The organism is Sulfurospirillum arsenophilum NBRC 109478 (genome assembly GCF_000813345.1).
Lineage (GTDB): Bacteria > Campylobacterota > Campylobacteria > Campylobacterales > Sulfurospirillaceae > Sulfurospirillum > Sulfurospirillum arsenophilum.
Genome location: NZ_BBQF01000004.1, coordinates 175,807 through 195,820, shown reverse-complemented (window position 1 = coordinate 195,820; position 20,014 = coordinate 175,807). Strand labels below are relative to the sequence as shown.

Sequence of the window (20,014 nt, the reverse complement as noted above, 5' to 3'; positions counted from 1 at the left end):
TTTTAAGGCTTTTGGATGGTGCGTCGATGAAGTCTGATAGGCTCTGTGGAGATATTATTCGCCGTAGTGGTTTGCACAATTGTGTCAATGATGACAGTAATGTTTGAGTCAGCAGTAGCTACAGTATTACTTAACGTATTACATCCAGCAGGAAGACCTCTCCCCATATAATTAAGAGTGACATTGATGTCAAAGAGTGCACCTGTTCCAATTTGAGGATACTGTATGTTAATGGCATTAAGACAATTATTTGTAGCGTTAATATCGTGACCACTAATTGCAAGAAGGGCAAATTCAGTCCCACTTTGTACTAAAAGTTCGGCTTGCTCCCTGAGATAAAGATCCGTGGTTTGCTTGGTTGATAATCCTGAAAAAGAGAGCGAAAGTGCTGCTATGGAAGCAATGAGTACCATAAAAATAATCGCAGTGATCAGTGAAAATCCTTTACGCATTAGTAAATTACCTTCTCTTTGCAAGCACTAAAGTCGAAGTTGCCACTTTGATTATTGTCATGAATGCAAAGCTTGATACGTACAACATCACCATCTTGACGAATACGGAAGGTGCTGACATGCTCAGCAAGGACAGTAGCTGTTCCATTAGCATAGGTTTCCCCTGTCCATGGTTGGTAGTTATACCTAAGGGTTAGATTAAAATCATTCGCACTACCAGTAGGCACAAGAGCATAGGCAGTATGCACAAGATAATATTGCTCATATAAATCTCCATTTGCGTTTCCATTCAAATTAGCCAATCCGGTAGGAAGACTAAAGGTTGTAAAATTGGCAGCACAATTGAATGCATTACATATAACCATGTTTTCATAGGTTTGAGTAGGGGGATAATAATTTGCAAAAGTACCAGGTTTTGTGCCTTTAAAAATAATGGCAGGGAATTTTCCTGCTGTTCCATCCATCGCAACAGTATTGTTGGTGAGCGCCTTGATTGTATCATTAGCAAAATCGAGTCTACTTCCAGGTGTTTCAAGCGTTTGTGTTGCAAAGGTAGTATTAGCATGCTCCATATCAATCAACCCACTCCATCCTGGTACGACAGATGTACCATTGTGTTCACCCAAAAAGCTTTCATTACTAATACCTATCCATTCGATAATTTCATAATCTGCATCTGCACTCGGTAATGCAACAGTTACTCTCACTCCATTCGCATCGATAGATCTTACGCTATCTTTTATGCGGTATTGTAAACGTTTTGCTATTTGCTCTAAAGTGATTTCCGTTTGACTTTGAAGATAGTTGATAGCGCGTGTTCGTAAGTAGTTTTCATAAAGCTTCGTAATAATCTCAGCGCCAATACTAGCAACGATGCCCAATACCACAATGACCATCACCAATTCGATCATAGTAAAAGCAGTGCGTTTTTTCATTGGTAAGGCCTTGATGGAAGGAGTGTTGATTCGCCAATGTTACATGTAAAGGCACGCAATGTAATGTTTTGATCGCCTCCTGAAACCGTGACAGAAATAACTTTAATATTGGTTGGTGTCGCAGGTGCGTTAGCAAAGTTAAGTGCAAAACCATTAAGTGGTGAAGCAGCATAATTTGCATTATCTGCCACATAATTAACCGTTGTTGTAAGATTTAAATCAAAAATATAATCCAATGTTCCAGCATCTTCTCCTGCTGTCACCGTTAATAGATTTGATGTTCCATCAAAATCATCAACATCATCTAAATCACCGCCATCTGCTCCTATGGCAGAAGCTTGCGTTGCTACTGGAAAAAATTTTCTTCGATTGTCAGTATCTATATGACCAACTCTACGCGGTGTACCTGCTGTTGCATTTAGTTCACCGTCTCCGTTTGCTGTATCAAGCACAAAAGAGTGTGAAGCTGTAGCATCATAACTATTTTCATCCCATTCATAAGTGAGAATATCGCCTATTTTGGCTTTGGCTGCAAGGATAGATTCTTGTTGCATCGCAAAAGCGTTGTTGTTTTGCACTTGTGTTAAGATAAGTGGTAAGCTCATCACCGCAATGCCCATAATAACTATGGCAAAGACAAGTTCTATCATCGACATGGCCGAACGCATTACCACTCCAACCTACGATTACTACGAACTGACGCATTACCATCAACTATCTCTCCAAGTTGCCCTTGCCCTGCCCAGTTTCCAGTGCTTATAAACTCAACATTAAAATCGTTAGTTGTTGCCCCTGTATTGAACGGATTAAAGAGTAGCCATGATGAAGGTGTCATTTTAATACGGTCAATATACGGCGCATTTGCATTTGTAAGTGTATGGCTGATATCAAATCCTTGAGCGTTAATAGTACTAAGATTTGGATTTGCAATGGTGGTATAGCCTATTGTTGTAAATTGAGAAACATTACCATCAGTGATTACATGTAAAGGGTTTTGGTACCAGCTTAGAGAAGTAGGGCTTTGCCTGCCAATTGCATTCAATCCCGTTACATTACAATCTTTACAGTAAACCTCATAACGGATCGTTGTATTTATAGGGCTAGCTTCTCGATAATCGGTTGAGTAAACACGTCCATAATAAAATAATGCATTCCCCATTGTACCATTTGTAATGCCGCTTTGATTGACAGTAGGATTGCTAATAACAGCACTATTGCTTGCATCTGTGTATGTTGATGTGACAGAAATATTCGATTCTGTTGCATTAACATCAAAAGGGTTGATGGGTTGCGTAAGATTGCGTGTGAAATTAAATCTTATTATTCTTGATAAGTTACTATCGTTCCATGCTATATGTTTGGTTCCTGCAGTAAAACCAAGGATGGCCGAAGTGATATTGGTGTCATTGGCTTTACCATAAAGCGTATCTCTGATGGATGGCGTTATGGATATGTTGTTTTCATACAGTGTTGAACTAAAATTTCTCGTTGTTGCCCCAAGTTTATTTTGTGCTGTAATATTGAAATCTAATTGAGCAGACATATTAAGATCATTCGAAAGATAGGTGAAATTTCCATCTAAAAAATCTACGATTCTAATATTTGAAGCACTAAATTGAAAAGGAATAAAAGTCAGATTCATATTTCCTTTTATGGTACGATTATTTTCTGGTGTATCGCCAGCATCAACAATCGCCCAGTTGGTATCGTTGATATCCAGTGTCATCTTCCCAACATCTGAGAACAAGATACCCATGGCATTTGTCATACCATTTGTAAAGCTGAAGGAAGTATTGCTAAAAGAAAAGATTCCTTGAAGTAGGTTGTTTGTGTCTTCAACACCAGTTGGTAACAATTTTGTTGGGGGTGTTTTGAGGTTTATATTATCTTTTGTTTGTGAATAGTTCTGTGACGCATTACCCAAATAATCTTTGGCAACAACGGTAACATTATAATCTTCTCCAGCTTTCAGCAGATTTACAGACCCTCCCGTATAACTTAGATCAAAATGGTCAGGTCGAATAGCAAAATTATCGGTAGAACAGTTCAAATCGGTGTAGTTATTATTGACTTTTTTAGCAAATTGGACACGGACATCTTTATAGGCACTTGGAATGGTTGTTGTGATTGTCGTAGGATTGTTGACAGAAAGATTAAGGTCTTTCCATGCGGTAATGGATGATGTTGTACCACTAGGACATTGCGTACTTTCTACAAGTCTCCATCCTACCAATCCTGAGGTGTAATTTTTATATTGAGAATTGTCAATAGATGCCGTTTTAAGCGTAAAGGGTTGATTGGTAATTTTTGTATAAATTTTACGGCTTGAGCTTGACGGAGGAGAACCCAAGATAGATGTTTCCCAACCATCAAAAAGACCTCCAGTCGTTGTGTTAGTACATTTTGCATAGCTTTGACTACTAATTGCAGTGTCATAGTAAATTTTTGAATCTACTCCTATATCGATATTTTTTGCAGAAAGAGCACCTTTTATATATGTTGGGCTCCCTAAATTTGCATCTTTTTCGACATAAATGACAGCATTAATTGTCGTACCGCCACCTCCTATATTTAAGTTGCCATTGATAAAGAGACGAAATGAAGTTGCGGGGAGTGTTCCAAAATTACCTTTATTGCCGGCACTGTTAATGCCGGGGTTGTTTCCTGGAGAAAAATTACCATCGATAAAAAAATTAATGAGCTGGTTCGCATCCAATGCTGCGACGGAAATGGAATCTGAGGTTCCTGGTATATCTAGCACTTGTGTATAGTAATTGCCTGTTGAAAGAAAAAGTGAACTGCTTGAAGAGGATTTAATTGTATTGGCTCTCAAAAGTATCGTTTTCCCTGCAGTATAAGGATAGATTGTGACTATAGCCTTGCCTTTCATATCGAGTAACCCAATATCAATTTCATCGGCATAGAGTGTAGTGCTCGAAGAGGTCCCTCCTACATCTGTTACGGTAAGAGAATTCATAGAAATTTTTGGCGCACGTAAAACAGTCTTTGTACTGAAAGCAGGATTAAAAGTTTCAGCTTGGATACTTGATGTGGCGTTAATATCAATCACTCCACCTATACTTCCTATCGTTAAGTTTTTGATATTCACTGAAGCCGAGTTGCTAATGTAAACTTTATTGCCAGGATTATTGCTTGATTGTAATGTTCCTATATTGACAATTGGATATGAATTAATAATAAGTTGGTCATTTGTTGTCATCGCATCAACATCATTAATATTTAAAGTAGCATTACCACTACTTTGTAATGTTAAAGAGTGCTCAGACCATGAATAGTCGATTTTATCAATATTGTTGGCAGCTGAAGTGGTATTTGTGGTGATCTGTAAATCTATAGAGTAATTTGGTGCAGGAGATGAATTAACTGAAACAGATGTTGGTGGATTATTATAGTTTATACTTAAAGTAGAGCCTGAAATTGTAGCCGCACTACAATCCGCCGTTATGCATGAAAATGTCTTACCGCTATTATCTGTAACGATGCACGTTGCCAATGTTGTATCTGGGTTGTTAATAATTTGAGCACCAGATTGAATAGTGACTGAACCAGCTTGACTCGTGTTGCATGCACCGCGCGACGTAATTGCTCCAAGAAATGTTCCACAGGTATTAAGATCGCCAGTATCTGAGGTTGGAATTTGTGTGTAAAGATATGTTTGAGGTATCACTTGAACATCTGTAATACCAGGTCCTGACCATAAAAGTCTTGCAACAGCACTCCCCAATACTTCAAAGTAATCCATGACAATAGGATAATAACCCGATGTTAAATAGAGTGAGTAGCTGTTCGTTGTTTGCCAATGGGATGTCCAGTTATTAATAATAAGTTGATTGTTGACTGTTAGTTTAACACCATCATCTGATTCTGTGTAAAATGTCCATGTTCCAGTCGTTGGTATATAAACGTATCCTACCCATTTAGCTTGAAAATAATCATACTGTATTGAAGAATCAGGTGACCCGAACCAGAAACTCCAATTGAAATCAATAGTAGTATCAATACGTGTCAAATCAGCTTGTCTCGTGATAGGGTAGTCAGGAGAAGTCAAAAAAGATCTATTGTAGTAGTTTCCAGTAAGGCCATCGCCTGATGCGTATAAGAAGTGAGTGATGAAAAGAAGACACACTAACCAATGATGTTTTCTTCTCACCGTAAACCTTTAATAAATAACGTAGATTTATGCTTTATTTAAAAACTTAGAAACGCACTCCATCAAGCCAAAATCAGGGTATTGGTTTGCGTCTAATACGACTTGAGCGACGCTTCCGTTATCGACATTAAATACAAGTGGTGCAATGAAATTAATCGTTGAGGTTTCAATAGGTGTCGCAATAATCATAATATTTAAAATAAGAATGTTCTTGGTCTGTTCAGTGATGTCAAGTAGGCTTCTGAAGTACTCAGGAATTTCAAATTCATAAGGGCGAATCATAAAAGGGTTAATAAGAACAAAGGTTGTTGTATCGGATTTTGATATAAATTTTACGAAGAAATCATCAACTTTCTCAAGTTCTGCTTCTTTAATTGATTCAAATCCAGGGATCGGCGCTTTAACAGAGAAGATCATAAACGTTCCTTTTTCAAAATAAATATTTTATCTATTGTATCATTTTTGTACGTTAAATGCGACAAGTTCATTGAAACAAATCGGTTAAACGGCGAAAAAAATTATTTTAATTTTAAGATAACAAAAAAGAAGATACAATAGGTTTTTTTAACACAAAGGATAGAGTGAATGAAGATAGCAAATGTTCTTATTGTGGCGTCATTGGTGGCTTTTATGAGCGGTTGTGCCTCGAAAGATAAAGATGTTTTCAATATGCCAGCCATTTATTGGTATGAAGAGATCGCCAAAGAGATTAAAAACCAAGATTTAGAAAAAGCAGACTCGCTTTACACCTCATTAGCAAGTGAGCATATCGAATCTCCTCTTTTGCCTGAGGCTATGATGATGTTGTCAAACGCACATATACAAGAAGAAGAGTACGTCTTAGCAAACTTTTACCTAGATGAGTATCTTAAGCGCTATGGTAATAAAGCGAATGCTGACCATGTTCGCTATATGAAAATCAAAGCAAATTACGAAGCGTTTCCAAATCCAAACAGAAACCAGCAACTTCTTTTAGATACGATTGTTCAAACGAAAGATTTTATTGTGCGTTATCCTGACTCTAAATTTCGCCCTTTAGCAGAAACGATTCTCGTACGTTTAGAGATGGGTGAGTATTTCTTAGATGGCAACATCAAAGATCTCTATACGCGCGTTGATAAGCCTGAAGCTGCGAAATCTTATGACGAAAAACTCAAAAAGTCTTCTTTAGGTGAAGCAAAAATCGTTGAGCCAAAGATTCCTTGGTATCGTTCATGGTTTGAAAAACAGTAGTTACAAAAACTTTTTATTTACTTCTTTACTATACAATCTAATTATCGCATAAGAGCTTGGCTCTTATGCCCTTACATGTAAAATTACAAAAACATAACAATATGGAGATTGAGCGATGAAACTCAGCGACTATACCGCGTTTCCTGCGGACATACCCATTGTCGTAGAAGACAATCTATTTTTATACCCTTTTATGATCTCACCCCTTTTCCTCAGTGATGAAGAAAACATCAAAGCGGCTAACGATGCCTTAGATCATAACTCTTTAGTGATGGTTTGTACTGCAAAAGTGGGCAGTGAGCATGGGCGTGATTTTAATGCCATTTATCCAGCAGGTGTTATCGGCTCTATTATGCGAAAAGTGGATCTTCCTGATGGACGCGTAAAGATTCTTTTTCAAGGAATGCAAAAAGGAAGAATTTTAAAAGAACTCTCAACGACGCCGCTTCGTGCAACGATAGATCTTATTCCTACGCATCATTCTGAAGCCATGAAAGTCGAAGCAACCTTGTCTGTTTTACGCGAAAAGATTTCGCAACTCTCAACTCTTGGTGGACAATTTCCTCCCGATTTGATTAAAACGATTGAAGATAACAGCGACATTCACCGCATCACAGACCTTGTTGCAAGTAGTATGAAGCTCAAAAAAGAGCAAGCGTATAAGCTTTTTGTGGAAGCAGACGATGAGACACGACTTTTACAGCTTATAGATTATGTCATTGAAGAGATTGAGTCTAGCCGTCTTAAAAAAGAGATTAAAACCAAAGTACATTCACAGATTGAAAAAGTGAACAAAGAGTATTTTCTCAAAGAGCAGCTTAAACAGATTCAAAAAGAGCTAGGAACGGACAATCAACGCGAAGAAGAGATCGAAGAGTACCGCAAAAAGCTTGAAACTAAAAAAGAGTATATGGAAGAGGATGCGTATAAAGAGATCAAAAAACAGATTGATAAACTCTCACGCATGCACCCAGATTCTGCCGATGCCAATTTGATTCAGAGTTATCTTGACTGGGTGATTGAAATTCCTTATGGAAAACTTTCAAAAAAGACACTCGACGTTTTAGAAGTCAAATCGCAACTTGACAAAGACCATTATTCACTCGAAAAACCAAAAGAGCGGATTGAAGAATTTTTTGCAGTACGTGAACTTCTTGCGAAGCGTGGCATTGCTGATAAATCGGCCAATGGCGCAATTTTATGTTTTGCAGGCCCTCCAGGGGTTGGTAAAACCTCGTTGGCAAACTCTATTGCCAAAGCACTCAAACGTAAGCTTGTTCGTATCGCACTCGGTGGACTTGAAGATGTTAATGAACTAAGAGGTCATAGACGCACCTACATTGGTGCTATGCCCGGACGCATTGTTCAAGGCATCATTGAAGCAGGGGAAATGAACCCTGTCGTGGTGCTTGATGAGATCGATAAAGTTGCACGAAGCTTCAGAGGTGATCCAACAGCGGTTCTTTTAGAAGTGCTTGACCCTGAGCAAAATAACAAATTTAGAGATTATTATTTGAACTTTAACATTGATCTTAGCAAAGTGATTTTCATTGCTACTGCCAATGAAGTAGGCTCTATCCCTGCACCGCTTCGCGATCGTATGGAGTTTATTTTTGTGAACTCTTATACGCCTCAAGAGAAGTATGAGATCGCTAAAAAATATCTCATTCCTCAAGAGCTGAAAAAGCATGGGCTAAAAAACAGTGAGATAAACATTTCTAAACCTACCTTGCAGCTTATTATTGCGAACTATACACGCGAATCAGGGGTAAGAAATTTACGTCGTAGAATTGCGGATATTTTACGCAAAGTGGCAAAACAGCTTTTGATTGATTCAACGATTGATAAAGTGAGCGTCACCAATAGCAATTTAAAAGATTACTTGCCAAAAACTGTTTTTGAAATTGACGAAGTCGATAAAGAAAACAGTGTGGGCATTGTGAATGGACTTGCTTGGACAAGTGTCGGTGGCGATGTGCTGAAAGTCGAAGCGATTCGTATACAAGGCAAAGGTGGCATTCAAATCACAGGCTCACTGGGGGATGTCATGAAAGAATCTGCCAAAATTGCACTCAGTGTTGTTAAAGTCTTGATCGATAATGGCAAGATAGATGTACCGCTCTCCATCATTCCAACAACAGGTACGGATAAAGAAGATACCGCTAAGAAGATTGAGCCAAGCGACGTTTACAGACGCTATGACCTGCATATACACGTACCAGAAGGCGCTACTCCAAAAGATGGCCCAAGTGCAGGTATAACGATGGCAACAGCAATTGCTTCAATACTTTGCGACAAAAAAGTTAAAAGCGATCTTGCTATGACGGGTGAGTTGACCTTAACGGGTAAAGTACTCCCTATTGGTGGGCTTAAAGAAAAACTCATAGCTGCGTACAAAGCGAAAATAAAAACAGCGTTAATCCCTAAGAAAAACTATGAAAAAGATTTGGATGAAATTCCTGATGAAGTCAAAGAGAAAATGAAAATCATCCCAGTGTCTCGTGTAGAAGAAGTATTAGAGTATGCGTTGGTGAAGTAGAGTGAAGAAGCTAGATGGGAGACCATCTAGCTTTACATGTAAGAATTATTGTTGAAGTTGTTCGAAAGGAACAGCAACAACTTTTTGAGTGTCGATGATGTATGGGATAACTGCAGTAGCACGAGCGCGTTTGATCGCTAGTTCTACCATCTCTTGATGTCTTTTGCAGTTACCAGTTAAACGACGAGGCATAATTTTGTATCTCTCAGAAAGAGAATGTCTCAAAATTTTTGCATCTTTATAGTCAACGTATTCTACTTTTGCTTCACAGTATTTGCAGTATTTACGTGCAAATTTTCTTTTCTCTGCCATTTTTTATCCTTTTATTTACTAAAACGGTATTTCGTCATCGTTAATATCGATGCTCGGAATTTCATGACCACTATATTCAGGAGTAGATTGTCTTGGATAGGCTGCGGGTTTTTGTTGGTTAGCGTTATAACCTACGTTTGGCGTAGCTGAAGGCTCACCATAACTTCCACCCATTTCTGCACCGCCTTCTTGTCCAGCACCACGTGAATCAATCATCTGGAGTGTCTCAACAGTGATAGAGTGCTTAGAGCGCTTTACACCTTGTTGATCGGTCCATTGATCGAGTTTCAAACGACCCTCTACCAATACTTTTTTGCCACGGCTTAAGTATTGATTTGCGATCTCTGCAGTACGTCCAAAAAAGGTGATGTCGATAAAGCACACTTCTTCACCTTGGCTACCATCTTGCTTTTTAAAGCGACGATTGGTCGCAAGTCCAGTGGTACAAACTGCTCCACCATTTGGTAGATAACGAAGTTCGCAATCACGTGTGAGGTTACCAAGCATAATTACTCTATTGAACATCATGGCTCCTTAATTAAGCTTCAGTTGTAACAGTTGGTTCTTCTACAATCTCTTTAGTTTCAACAACAACAGGAGCTGGTGCTTCACTTTTTTTAGTGATTTTCTCAACTTGTTTGTTCCAGAATCTAAGTTCTTTTTGATTTTCAAATTTAACAGTCATAAAGCGAATAAACTCTTCAGTAATTCTGATAAGTCTCTCAACTTCAGCAATAGCAGCTGTAGGAGCAGTAAAGTAGAATACTACGTATGTTCCGCGCTCAAATTTATCGATTTGATACGCAAGTTTGCGTGTACCCATCTCAAGTGTTGCAGTGATCACTGCACCGTTTTTCTCTAAAATTTCTTTTAGATAAGTTAGTTTTGCTTGTAGTTCTTCTACAGTTAATGTAGGTTTTACTACAACAAGCAACTCATAATGTCGCATCGTTTCTCCTTCTGGATTTCACCCAAATAGATCAGTATTTGAGTAAGGATTTTTTAGAATAGGCGTGGATTATACTGTAAACCACCTTATGCATTTCTTATTTAGCTAAGTGGGGAAGGTTATAAAGAACTTTGAAGTTTGATTAAGCTGGAGAGCAGGTAACTGGTTTTTTCGACATTTCCTACTTTTTTCAAACGGTATTCAGCGTCAATGAGTTGGTTCGAAAGCTTGTGATACGTAGCTAAATCAATTTTGATAGAGTGCTGTGAACGCTGAGCGGCAAGTTGAGGAGGAAGAGGGTACCCAAGAATTGCTTTGGCATCAAATGAGCCATGAAGTTTAATGTAAGCATGAAATAAAAAGAGCTGTGTTACATGTGATTGGATGGCATTAATAATGCGAATTTCCTCAACACCATCACCTTCGATGAGTCGTTCAAATTCCTCTTTAATATCTTTTTTCTCAAGAAGTTTGGTAATAAAATGATCCATTGAAACACTGCCAAGTCCGTACACAAGTGTGTTAATATCGTTAACTTGGATTTCCCTATCTAAGACCAAAAGCTTTTCAAACTCATTAACACACAATGAGAGATCTTCGGTGTGAATCATATAAAGATGTTGCAGCGCATAACGATCTATTGAAAGGCCAATAGAGCTTGCATGGTTTTGCAGTAACTGCATTGCTTCATTGAATTCTGCTTTAAAGAGGCGCACAAAAACACCATCATTTTGCTTATCGAAGAGTTTGGTAAGAGGGGTTGCTTTTTTATCTTCTCCAAAATACTGGTAGATAAAATAGCTAGAATCATTCTTTGCACAAAGCGCAACGAGTGTTTCAATTTCTTTGGTAGGAATGGTTTTGTCAGTCTTAACGATCAAGATATTGCGATCACCAAAGAGCGAAGATTGTGAGAGAAAATTTTTAGCAGACGTAAAGTTGTATTCATCAAAATACATCATTACTTTCTCTTCACTTCCAGCTTTTAAAAGAGTCAAAAGTTGTTGGGCAAGCACGTTGTTTTGATAAGCACAGGCACCGTAAAGAAGAGTTGATTTTGGGGCTTTATTTGCTTTTAAAAGTCCTTCAAATTCTCTTTTATACATCAAAACTCCTGGTCACTCGTGCGTAAATTCTAGCGGTGGCAATATTGCTCTCAACAATTTTAACTTCAATACGTTGTAAGAGATGTACATCATTGTCGAGCAAAAAGATGCGGGCACCTTTAAGTTCATCGTCCAGTTTTGCAATAGGATTTTGCTCGGTTTCAACAACAATTGCTTTGAAATTATCGCCTACATGTAACGCCATATAACGCGCAAATTTACGGTCCATATAATCCCAAGCAACTTTATCACTTTCTCGCTCTAGGTTACTTATTTTTTCACACAGTGGCGCAATGTCTTTCAGTAAGAATGTCAGCTTTTTCTCATCATTTGCCATCTTCGCTTTTAAAAGACGGTGCAAAGTAAGGTCACTGTAACGACGAATGGGGGAGGTGAAATGGGTGTAGATGTCAAAACCAAGTCCAAAATGCCCCTTGTTTTCAGGCTCATAAATCGCCTTTTTTTGGCTTTTAATGATGAGCTTATCGACTTCCTCACGAAGGTCTAACTCATCTGCTTTCATTTGAATCCCTTGAATCATTTTGGGAATATCCGCACTCAATTTTGCATTGATGCCAATGAGTGCAAGATCGTTTAAAAGCATTTCCATGCGCTCATACGAAGGACTTTCATGGGTTCTAAAGATACCAAAGCCTAGCTTCTTTGCTGCGGCTTTATTCGCTAAAAGCATACAATCTTCAATCAAGCCATGCGAAGGCGTCTCTTCTTCTACGGTGGTTGAGACTAAGTTTTGGTTTTCATCAACTCTCATTCTCACTTCAGAAGAGCGAAATGAGAAGGCATTTTCAAGTCTTATGTCACGAAGCTTTTGCGTAAGAGAATGCAGAGGTAAAAGGTACTCTAAGATCGTTTTATCTGCTGCATCAGCATCGTCTGTTTTACCTTGTAAAAAAAGATCAATTTTTTCGTAAGTATAGCGCTTAGACGAATGAATAACACTCTCAAAAAGCTCCTCATTGATAGGTTTACATGTAAGCGGATCAAGTGTGATTTTAAAGGTATAGGCAAGACGGTCAACATTAGGCTTTAGAGAACAGATATTTTCACTTAAAGAGCGTGGAAGCATCGGGATGGATTTATGTGGAAAATAGATCGAAAATCCACGTTCAACCGCTTCTTTATCGATAGGTCCCATTGGAAACACATACTCCGTTACATCCGCAATAGCAACGTAAAGGGTGTGTTTGGCTACATCAAAATAGATCGCATCGTCAAAGTCTTTCGCATCCACAGGATCGATCGTACAAAAAGGTAAATTGGTGAGATCAACACGGTTGGGATAGTACGATTTATCGACAAAATCACCGTGACTTTTAGCTTCCGTTTCCGCTTCTTTGGTGAAAAATTCTTTTTTATCAAATAGAGCTAACGAGATTTTTTCATCGACCATAGAGTCATTTAGGTTGCCTAAAACTTCTTCAATGACATTTGTGATGTTATCAATTTTTAAAACACTTCCCAAGGGGAGTTGTTTGAGCGATTTTTGACTGGCGGTAATTTCAAACAACGATTCGTTTTTGACATTACACCCAACCACTTTTCCTTTGCTCATTTTAGTGTAGACAATGCTTTTAGCAAAAGCGCGCTGTGCAATATACACAACCATCGCTTTAGCGCGTCCACCTCGCTTATTGATTACACGTTTGGCTACGACCAAATCACCACGCATAGCACCATGTAAGCCTGAAGCTTCGACAATAAGATCTTTGGAACGTGATGGCTCTAAAGAGCTTAAATAACCTGTTCCACTAAAGGCAACATCCATTTTACCTACGGTATACGCAGAATCAAGCGTATAAAGATCTTTTTTTGAAAGAAGAATTCCAAGTTGAACAAGAGCGTTAAAATGGGGGAGAAAAGGGGCAGGCACATCAGCTTGTGCCACCCCTTCTTTAAGGCTAAGAAGAAAATTTTTCACTGTTTAAATTGCTCTACGGTTTGTAAAAATGGCTCATGGCTTAAGCCGTATTCATCCAAAAGTTTAAGTGTGCGATTGATTGAGGCATCATCCAGTTGACCAAAGATATTGATGCTGTTTTTGACCACATGAAGGGCTACTGAAAAAGGCCTGATATGTTCTTGTGCTTCAAATGGTTCGTTAGAGAATTTAATAGATTCAACAAGTTCTGCTTCTAAATTCCATTGTTCGAAGATCATTGCCGTAATATCTTCATTTGTAAAGCCTACATACTCTTTTTCTAAAGTTGAAAGTTCATGCGGTGTTTTAACAGAGGAAAGAGCAGTTTTAAATGCGCCATCTTTTTGCTGTTCGATAAGTTCATGTGCGATGATAATCTTACCGACTTCCATCATAAATGAAGCAGGTTGAAGAACGTCTAGCATCGCTTTGTTGACTTTAGAGTACCACTTGAACATGAATGCGCTTTGAAGCGTACTAATTTCCAAAAAGATTGCATTTGTGAGATGGTAAGGTGCAAGATCGATTTTGATATTTTGTTTAATGGCGCTAGAAAGTGCAAAACCACGTACGGTAGCCATACCAAAAAGTGATACAGCATGAGCGATATTTTTAATCTCTCTGCTAAAGCCGTACAGGGGCGAATTAGAAGATTTTAAAATGTTGGCAGTAAGCATTGGGTCACTCTCAACCACCTTAACAAGATCAGCTAAAGAACTGTTTTTATCAACACAAATACGTTGTATTTTTAAAACAGTATCATCAAGAGGCGGAAGCGCTTTAATTTTTTTTAAAATATTTTCGTCCATAAGTGATTCCTAGTGATTTGTTTATATCCAAATTCTATCTCTTGTTGGTTTATAGTTTCCTTTGCCCGCGGATATGTAAAGTTTTTAAGTAACAATTCTGTAAAATACCGACATTTAATATTACATGTAAGGATTGACAAATGGCAATAACCGTCTTTTATGACAAAGATTGTGATTTAAGCATTATTCGCTCTAAAAAAGTAGCGATGATTGGTTTTGGTTCTCAAGGACACGCACATGCAGAAAATCTTCGTGATAGCGGTGTAGAAGTCGTTGTAGGTCTTAGAAAAGATGGTAGTTCATGGGCAAAAGCGGAAGCAAAAGGTTTCCGTGTTATGACAGTAGCAGAAGCCACCAAATATGCAGATGTTATCATGATCTTGTTGCCAGATGAAATGCAAGGCGATGTATTTGCAGAAGAGATTAAACCAAACCTAAGTGCTGGTAAAGCGATCGCTTTTGGACATGGTTTTAACATCCATTATGGTCAAATCACGACTCCAAAAGGTATTGACTGTATCATGGTTGCTCCAAAAGCACCAGGTCATACGGTAAGAAGTGAGTTTGTAAACGGTGGAGGAATTCCAGATCTTATCGCTGTAGACCAAGATGCAACAGGCAAAGCAAAAGCACTAGCGCTTAGTTATGCATCTGCTATTGGTGGTGGTAGAACGGGCATTATCGAGACAACATTTAAAGACGAGACTGAGACAGATCTTTTTGGTGAGCAAGCCGTTCTTTGTGGTGGTGCAACAGCGCTTGTAGAAGCAGGTTTTCAAACATTGGTAGAAGCAGGTTATGAGCCTGAAATGGCATACTTTGAGTGTTTACATGAGCTTAAACTAATCGTTGATTTGATGTACCAAGGTGGCATTGCTGATATGCGTTACTCTATTTCCAATACAGCTGAGTATGGTGACTATGTTAGTGGAAAAAGAGTTATCAATGCTGAGTCAAAAGCAGCAATGAAAGAGATTTTGGCTGAAATTCAAGATGGCCGTTTTGCAAAAGATTTTATTCTTGAGAGAAAAGCGGGATACACTCGTATGAACGCAGAACGTGCAAAAACTGAGAGAAGTCTTCTTAACCAAACAGGTGAGAAACTTCGCGCTATGATGCCTTGGATCACTTCTAAAAAAATCATCAATAAAGATAAAAACTAATTCATCATTTTGCCAGTGAAAGCTGGTACATATATGCAAGGAAGCAAAACTTCCTTGCATATTGATATAAATACGTAAAGAGGTTACATGGGCATTGTTATTACCGTAACGTCTGGCAAGGGTGGTGTTGGAAAATCAACAACCACAGCAAACCTCGCCGTTGGACTTGCAAATTTAGGCAAAAAAGTTGTTGCGATTGACTTCGACATAGGGCTAAGAAATCTCGACATGATTTTGGGACTTGAAAATCGCATTGTGTACGATGTGGTTGATGTAATGGAAGGTCGTTGTAACCTTGCACAAGCCCTTATCAACGATAAAAAGTCTAAAACGCTCTATTTTTTACCTGCGAGTCAGACCAAAGATAAAGATATTTTGAATAAAGATAAAGTTAAAGCGTTGATTGAAAATCTCAAAGAGAGTTTTGACATCGTTATGATCGATTCTCCTGCGGGTATTGAAAGCGGATTTGAGCACTCTATTTTCCTAGCGGATCGCGCACTTATCGTTTCTACTCCTGATGTGAGCTCTGTTCGTGATGCCGATCGTGTTATTGGTATCATTGATGCGAAAAGTGAGCGAGCTAAAAATGGTTTGGAAGTTGAAAAACACATTATTATTAATCGTATTAAACCAGAAATGGTCGAAGCTGGCAATATGCTCAGCGTTGATGATGTTTTAAGCATTTTAGCACTTCCTCTTATTGGTATTGTGCCAGACGATGAAGATATTATTACATCTACCAATACAGGCTCACCGATTGTTAACAAAGACAAGTCGCTTTCAGCTGAGGCGTATCGCAATATTGCACGACGTATTTTAGGTGAAGAGGTCGAATTTTTAGACATTCGTGTTAAAAAAGGGCTTTTCTCAGCACTTAAAGGAATTTTCAAATGAGTTTCTTCAGTGATCTTTTTGGAACGAAAAAAAATACGGCAGACGTGGCAAAAAATCGCCTTAAAATTATGCTTTCCCATGAGAGAGCAAGTTGTAAGTTACCTTATTTAGACGATCTCCGCAATGATCTGATCGCTGTCATTAAGAAATATACGAAAGTGGAAGATGTGAAAATCACCTCTCACAATAATCAAAATCTCGAGTTATTAGAAGTCGAAGTCATTCTTGGAAAGTAAATTGCATTCATGGTAAAAAAGATTAAAGAAAAACGACCTAAAAAAGAAAACCCTTCGTTCAATGAGATAAGATCAGCGCAGCTTAAAAAATACAGCCTGATCTTAATGCTTATTCTAACCCTTTCAATGATCGCTTTTGGAACCTATTTGTATATGACGACCTCGTATCAAAATTACAAAACGCTCCAAAAAGATCAGATGACATCCAGTGATGAGTTGATGCGTAAAATGAAGCAGATGTTAGAGGATGAAAAGGCACGTCAAACGACATTGCCACCACCACCTCCTCCTGTTGAAGCTAACATTACCGATGTGAATGAAAGCAATCAAAGCAGTGAAAAACCTCTTGAAAACAATGAAACACAGCCTGCACCTACGGTTACAGTGGCACAGCAACAGACTCTTGAAGAGGAGAGTAAAACGCATGAGCTTTCTGAAGTCCATGATTATCAGCGCAGTATTAGAGAAAGTGGTAAGCCTGCACGTCCTAATGAAGTTGTTCGCAAAAAATACCCTGAAGGTACAACGCCAAAGCTTGCCATTATCATTGACGACGTCTCTTTTCCTTGGCAAACACGTTCGATTAAAGAGATACCTTATAAAGTAACACCTTCTTTTTTCCCTCCAACCAAAGGGCATCCTGAAACAGTGCGCTTGTCGCATGAGTTTGAGTTTGCAATGATCCATCTTCCAATGGAGTCAAAGAATTATTCGTCTCCTGAACCCGATACTCTCAATGCGGTTGATTCAAGTGAAGTGATTGAGAAGAGAATTAAGCGTATTAAAGAGTGGTTCCCAGAGCTTGTTTATTACAATAATCATACGGGTGGTTCTTATACGGCAGATTATAATGCGATGGATCGTCTTGTCAAAATCATGAAAGAAAATGGTCTTGTTTTTGTTGATAGTCGTACGGTTGGTAACTCAAAAGCACCTGAAATTACGAAAAAATACGATATGTTTCTCTATTCGAGAGACGTTTTTCTCGATAACTCACTCGATAAAAACTTGATCCGTACACAACTGAGAGAAGCCGTTGTCAAAGCTAAAAAACATGGTTATGCCATTGCTATTGGGCATCCGCACAAAAACACGTTAGAGGTTTTAAGAGATTCAAAAGATCTTTTAGACGGTGTGGATTTGGTCTACCTTAAAGACTTATAATGATCCAAACGATAGACTTTCACGTTCCTGAATTGGAGATGATGAAAGTCTATCCCAAACCGCTTTATTACCTCGGCAATCCTGATATGCTCAAACGTCCTAAAATCTCCATTGTAGGCACACGTCATCCGATCACCTACACTAAAATGTATACGCAAGAGATTGCGCGTAAACTTTCCCTTGCAGGCGTGTGCATCGTAAGCGGTGGTGCGCAAGGGGTTGATGGACTTGCACATCATTCTGCTGGAGTGCATAATACGATTATGGTGGCTGTCACTTACAACAACAAACTTGAATTTACAAGAAAAAACTTTAATGGGTTTTTTACAGCATGTTAAAAAACTCAACGCATATCCATGAATTTTTTGAAAAACATGCAAATGCTACATATGAGCTAATTCAAATCCAAGACATACATCTTCAAGAAGAACCTTATTACTATATAACGGTGTTTAGAGATATTTATACTAACAGAAACGAAAACGTTTTAATACCACCAGAACTTTTAAGAATTAAATATAAACTGGGTTATTACTATAAAGCAGGGAAAAAGGTAGGTATTAATAAATCACTAGAAAAACAGTGGATTAATATTAAAGTATCACCCCATGATGAGATCAAACGAAATTTAATAATTTTTGGAGATGAATCGAAAATTTTGATCAATGGATTGAATCATCATCACAACCATTTTTTTTATAGGCAACCTTCTCTTGTTTATGAGCAAGAAGATTGTGTGTTGGTAATCCCATGCTCTGCTATTGCTATCAGATTTTATTTTCTCTCCTCTTCTATGAAAAAAGCCATTATGAATGGAAAGCTTGATGAATTGTATTATGATAAACCGCATTTTGAAAATAATGTGGTCAAGATTCTTATTAAAAAAAGAGCCAATAAAAAAGACCTCCCATTTTTATGCCGATTCTTGATTAATAAAGAAGCTGAGAGTAAATGCAAGTATTTTTTTAATCAAAGAAGTAAATCTTATTCCGAGACATTATATCCACTAAGGTGCCATTTCCCTGTTAGTGGTGAATTTAGGATACTTGCAACATATAAAGTTTTAGAATACACTCTTTTAGATAAGCCTGTTTTGTATGTTCAAAATATTATTAATGATGAATCTGAACTTGGGTTTGAAGAATTACTATATAAGCAAATAGTAGAAGGAGAAGACCCGAATAAAACTCCACCTATTAATTTCCCACTGGGAAAGAAAAAAAGATTTCAAAGGAAAAAATTTCCTAAAGACGATAAAATTAGAACAGGTACTCCTTCTCCTGAAAACCAATTTGAGATTATTTTTGAGTCTGCGGAGCGAGATGCAAATACTCGCAATTTACATGTAATGGGCGAAAATATTTATGTACCACCGTTGCCTGGTAATCCTGCTCCATCTAATGGTAAAGAGAATAAAACAGGAAGTCAAAGTTTCGAACCACCAGATACAAATGGCAACAAAAATATGAGTCAGGCAGCTTACGTTGAAGTAGCTCAAGACAAACCAGAAAAGCTTTTTACTTTGGCCGATTTTATTGAATTTTATGATACCTTAATGGAACACACAGGTGTGGAAGAATTAGATTCAATATCCTTGAATGTTGTTCCTCAAGTCATGAATAAAAAACGCAAAAAACTTAAAGCATTTTGTATCAATTGTCATAGAAATAAAGAAAGAAATTATCTCTTCTCAACATTTGCCTATAATAATCGATGCATCTATCTTGTTGAATTTGAACAAGACACTGCTTGGGCTCCTTCTACTTGGTTTTTTGTTTCAATGGATGATTCATCAACAAACTATGATATTGATACGATTGAAGCGATTATTCAATATTATTTTGAAGAAGAGAAAGTAACATATGCAATGCTGGAGAAGGAAGCTATCTCCAAATACAAATTAGCTTTTATCCATCATAATCATAAAAAAGATGAAATTGACGATATCGCAATTGATAGCTGGTGTGAGCTTTTATTAGATAAAATTATAAAAATATAAATGTAGTATGCAAGTATCTATTAATAAACATTTTGTATGTAAAAAAAAATCAAAGATAAAAACACTTTAAGAAAAGTCCATCAGTTTCTTACAGGAAGATAATGTATTTT

At 37.8% G+C, this 20,014-nt stretch carries 19 protein-coding genes; 8 read left to right on the top strand and 11 right to left on the bottom strand.

What is annotated here, in order from left to right; genetic code table 11:
- Positions 1-2 precede the first annotated feature (2 nt).
- The 5 genes from SAR02S_RS11390 to fliW are packed head-to-tail and all read right to left on the bottom strand — an operon-like array spanning position 3 to position 5,975.
- Positions 3-452, bottom strand: coding sequence for a hypothetical protein (locus SAR02S_RS11390; protein ID WP_052433627.1), 450 nt, complete (start codon positions 450-452; stop codon positions 3-5).
- Positions 452-1,387, bottom strand: coding sequence for a type II secretion system protein (locus SAR02S_RS11385; RefSeq protein ID WP_041959804.1), 936 nt, complete (start codon positions 1,385-1,387; stop codon positions 452-454). Before SAR02S_RS11385 ends, SAR02S_RS11390 begins: the two co-directional genes overlap by 1 nt.
- Entirely contained in the window at positions 1,384-2,055 is a 672-nt protein-coding gene (locus tag SAR02S_RS11380; protein WP_041959802.1) for a hypothetical protein, read from the bottom strand. The genes SAR02S_RS11385 and SAR02S_RS11380 overlap by 4 nt, the downstream gene beginning before the upstream one ends.
- A complete protein-coding gene (locus SAR02S_RS11375; RefSeq protein ID WP_084218509.1) occupies positions 2,055-5,558 on the bottom strand; it encodes a PA14 domain-containing protein in 3,504 nt (1,167 codons plus the stop codon). Before SAR02S_RS11375 ends, SAR02S_RS11380 begins: the two co-directional genes overlap by 1 nt.
- 27 nt (positions 5,559-5,585) lie before the next feature.
- Positions 5,586-5,975, bottom strand: coding sequence for a flagellar assembly protein FliW (gene fliW, locus SAR02S_RS11370; protein ID WP_041959798.1), 390 nt, complete (start codon positions 5,973-5,975; stop codon positions 5,586-5,588).
- A 168-nt stretch (positions 5,976-6,143) separates the two neighbouring features.
- Here fliW and SAR02S_RS11365 point away from each other — a divergent pair, with 168 nt between their 5' ends.
- Positions 6,144-6,791, top strand: a complete 648-nt coding sequence (locus tag SAR02S_RS11365) for an outer membrane protein assembly factor BamD (RefSeq protein WP_041959796.1) — start codon at positions 6,144-6,146, stop codon at positions 6,789-6,791.
- Between the two features lie 115 nt (positions 6,792-6,906).
- On the top strand, positions 6,907-9,330 hold the full coding sequence (gene lon / locus SAR02S_RS11360; RefSeq protein ID WP_041959794.1) for an endopeptidase La: 2,424 nt from the start codon (positions 6,907-6,909) through the stop codon (positions 9,328-9,330).
- 45 nt (positions 9,331-9,375) lie between these two features.
- Here the strand turns inward: lon and rpsR are convergent, their stop codons facing one another.
- From rpsR to SAR02S_RS11330, 6 genes are all read right to left on the bottom strand, one after another.
- Positions 9,376-9,642, bottom strand: a complete 267-nt coding sequence (gene rpsR / locus SAR02S_RS11355; protein WP_041959792.1) for a 30S ribosomal protein S18 — start codon at positions 9,640-9,642, stop codon at positions 9,376-9,378.
- Between the two features lie 18 nt (positions 9,643-9,660).
- The gene (locus tag SAR02S_RS11350; RefSeq protein WP_041959790.1) at positions 9,661-10,167 is read right to left on the bottom strand and encodes a single-stranded DNA-binding protein; all 507 of its coding nucleotides are present in this window, start codon (positions 10,165-10,167) and stop codon (positions 9,661-9,663) included.
- A gap of 13 nt (positions 10,168-10,180) precedes the next feature.
- A complete protein-coding gene (rpsF, locus tag SAR02S_RS11345; RefSeq protein WP_041959787.1) occupies positions 10,181-10,591 on the bottom strand; it encodes a 30S ribosomal protein S6 in 411 nt (136 codons plus the stop codon).
- Between the two features lie 119 nt (positions 10,592-10,710).
- Positions 10,711-11,697: a DNA polymerase III subunit delta gene (holA, locus tag SAR02S_RS11340; RefSeq protein ID WP_041959786.1), complete on the bottom strand. Its 987-nt coding sequence runs from the start codon at positions 11,695-11,697 to the stop codon at positions 10,711-10,713.
- A complete protein-coding gene (locus SAR02S_RS11335; protein ID WP_041959783.1) occupies positions 11,690-13,636 on the bottom strand; it encodes an RNB domain-containing ribonuclease in 1,947 nt (648 codons plus the stop codon). The genes holA and SAR02S_RS11335 overlap by 8 nt, the downstream gene beginning before the upstream one ends.
- Positions 13,633-14,445, bottom strand: a complete 813-nt coding sequence (locus tag SAR02S_RS11330; protein ID WP_041959781.1) for an HDOD domain-containing protein — start codon at positions 14,443-14,445, stop codon at positions 13,633-13,635. The genes SAR02S_RS11335 and SAR02S_RS11330 overlap by 4 nt, the downstream gene beginning before the upstream one ends.
- 140 nt (positions 14,446-14,585) lie before the next feature.
- On the opposite strand from SAR02S_RS11330, the gene ilvC reads away from it, so the two are divergent.
- The 6 genes from ilvC to SAR02S_RS11300 all read left to right on the top strand — a co-directional run bounded on the left by ilvC (position 14,586) and on the right by SAR02S_RS11300 (position 19,904).
- Positions 14,586-15,608, top strand: coding sequence for a ketol-acid reductoisomerase (gene ilvC, locus SAR02S_RS11325; RefSeq protein ID WP_041959779.1), 1,023 nt, complete (start codon positions 14,586-14,588; stop codon positions 15,606-15,608).
- Between the two features lie 87 nt (positions 15,609-15,695).
- Entirely contained in the window at positions 15,696-16,505 is an 810-nt protein-coding gene (gene minD / locus SAR02S_RS11320) for a septum site-determining protein MinD (RefSeq protein ID WP_041959776.1), read from the top strand.
- A complete protein-coding gene (gene minE, locus SAR02S_RS11315) occupies positions 16,502-16,741 on the top strand; it encodes a cell division topological specificity factor MinE (RefSeq protein ID WP_041959774.1) in 240 nt (79 codons plus the stop codon). The genes minD and minE overlap by 4 nt, the downstream gene beginning before the upstream one ends.
- Before the next feature lie 9 nt (positions 16,742-16,750).
- Positions 16,751-17,905 (top strand): divergent polysaccharide deacetylase family protein, encoded by a 1,155-nt coding sequence (locus SAR02S_RS11310; protein ID WP_041959772.1) that lies wholly within the window; start codon positions 16,751-16,753, stop codon positions 17,903-17,905.
- Positions 17,905-18,243 (top strand): DNA-processing protein DprA, encoded by a 339-nt coding sequence (locus SAR02S_RS11305; RefSeq protein ID WP_084218508.1) that lies wholly within the window; start codon positions 17,905-17,907, stop codon positions 18,241-18,243. Before SAR02S_RS11310 ends, SAR02S_RS11305 begins: the two co-directional genes overlap by 1 nt.
- Positions 18,237-19,904 (top strand): hypothetical protein, encoded by a 1,668-nt coding sequence (locus SAR02S_RS11300; protein WP_041959770.1) that lies wholly within the window; start codon positions 18,237-18,239, stop codon positions 19,902-19,904. Before SAR02S_RS11305 ends, SAR02S_RS11300 begins: the two co-directional genes overlap by 7 nt.
- Positions 19,905-20,014: the final 110 nt, after the last annotated feature.

Excerpts from the sequence above, each read along its gene's own strand:
- SAR02S_RS11390 (WP_052433627.1), bottom strand. The coding sequence starts at position 452 with ATGCGTAAAGGATTTTCACTGATCACTGCGATTATTTTTATGGTACTC.
- SAR02S_RS11385 (WP_041959804.1), bottom strand. The coding sequence starts at position 1,387 with ATGAAAAAACGCACTGCTTTTACTATGATCGAATTGGTGATGGTCATT.
- SAR02S_RS11380 (WP_041959802.1), bottom strand. The coding sequence starts at position 2,055 with ATGCGTTCGGCCATGTCGATGATAGAACTTGTCTTTGCCATAGTTATT.
- fliW (WP_041959798.1), bottom strand. The coding sequence starts at position 5,975 with ATGATCTTCTCTGTTAAAGCGCCGATCCCTGGATTTGAATCAATTAAA.
- SAR02S_RS11365 (WP_041959796.1), top strand. The coding sequence starts at position 6,144 with ATGAAGATAGCAAATGTTCTTATTGTGGCGTCATTGGTGGCTTTTATG.
- lon (WP_041959794.1), top strand. The coding sequence starts at position 6,907 with ATGAAACTCAGCGACTATACCGCGTTTCCTGCGGACATACCCATTGTC.
- rpsR (WP_041959792.1), bottom strand. The coding sequence starts at position 9,642 with ATGGCAGAGAAAAGAAAATTTGCACGTAAATACTGCAAATACTGTGAA.
- SAR02S_RS11350 (WP_041959790.1), bottom strand. The coding sequence starts at position 10,167 with ATGTTCAATAGAGTAATTATGCTTGGTAACCTCACACGTGATTGCGAA.
- rpsF (WP_041959787.1), bottom strand. The coding sequence starts at position 10,591 with ATGCGACATTATGAGTTGCTTGTTGTAGTAAAACCTACATTAACTGTA.
- holA (WP_041959786.1), bottom strand. The coding sequence starts at position 11,697 with ATGTATAAAAGAGAATTTGAAGGACTTTTAAAAGCAAATAAAGCCCCA.
- SAR02S_RS11330 (WP_041959781.1), bottom strand. The coding sequence starts at position 14,445 with ATGGACGAAAATATTTTAAAAAAAATTAAAGCGCTTCCGCCTCTTGAT.
- ilvC (WP_041959779.1), top strand. The coding sequence starts at position 14,586 with ATGGCAATAACCGTCTTTTATGACAAAGATTGTGATTTAAGCATTATT.
- minD (WP_041959776.1), top strand. The coding sequence starts at position 15,696 with ATGGGCATTGTTATTACCGTAACGTCTGGCAAGGGTGGTGTTGGAAAA.
- minE (WP_041959774.1), top strand. The coding sequence starts at position 16,502 with ATGAGTTTCTTCAGTGATCTTTTTGGAACGAAAAAAAATACGGCAGAC.
- SAR02S_RS11310 (WP_041959772.1), top strand. The coding sequence starts at position 16,751 with ATGGTAAAAAAGATTAAAGAAAAACGACCTAAAAAAGAAAACCCTTCG.
- SAR02S_RS11305 (WP_084218508.1), top strand. The coding sequence starts at position 17,905 with ATGATCCAAACGATAGACTTTCACGTTCCTGAATTGGAGATGATGAAA.
- SAR02S_RS11300 (WP_041959770.1), top strand. The coding sequence starts at position 18,237 with ATGTTAAAAAACTCAACGCATATCCATGAATTTTTTGAAAAACATGCA.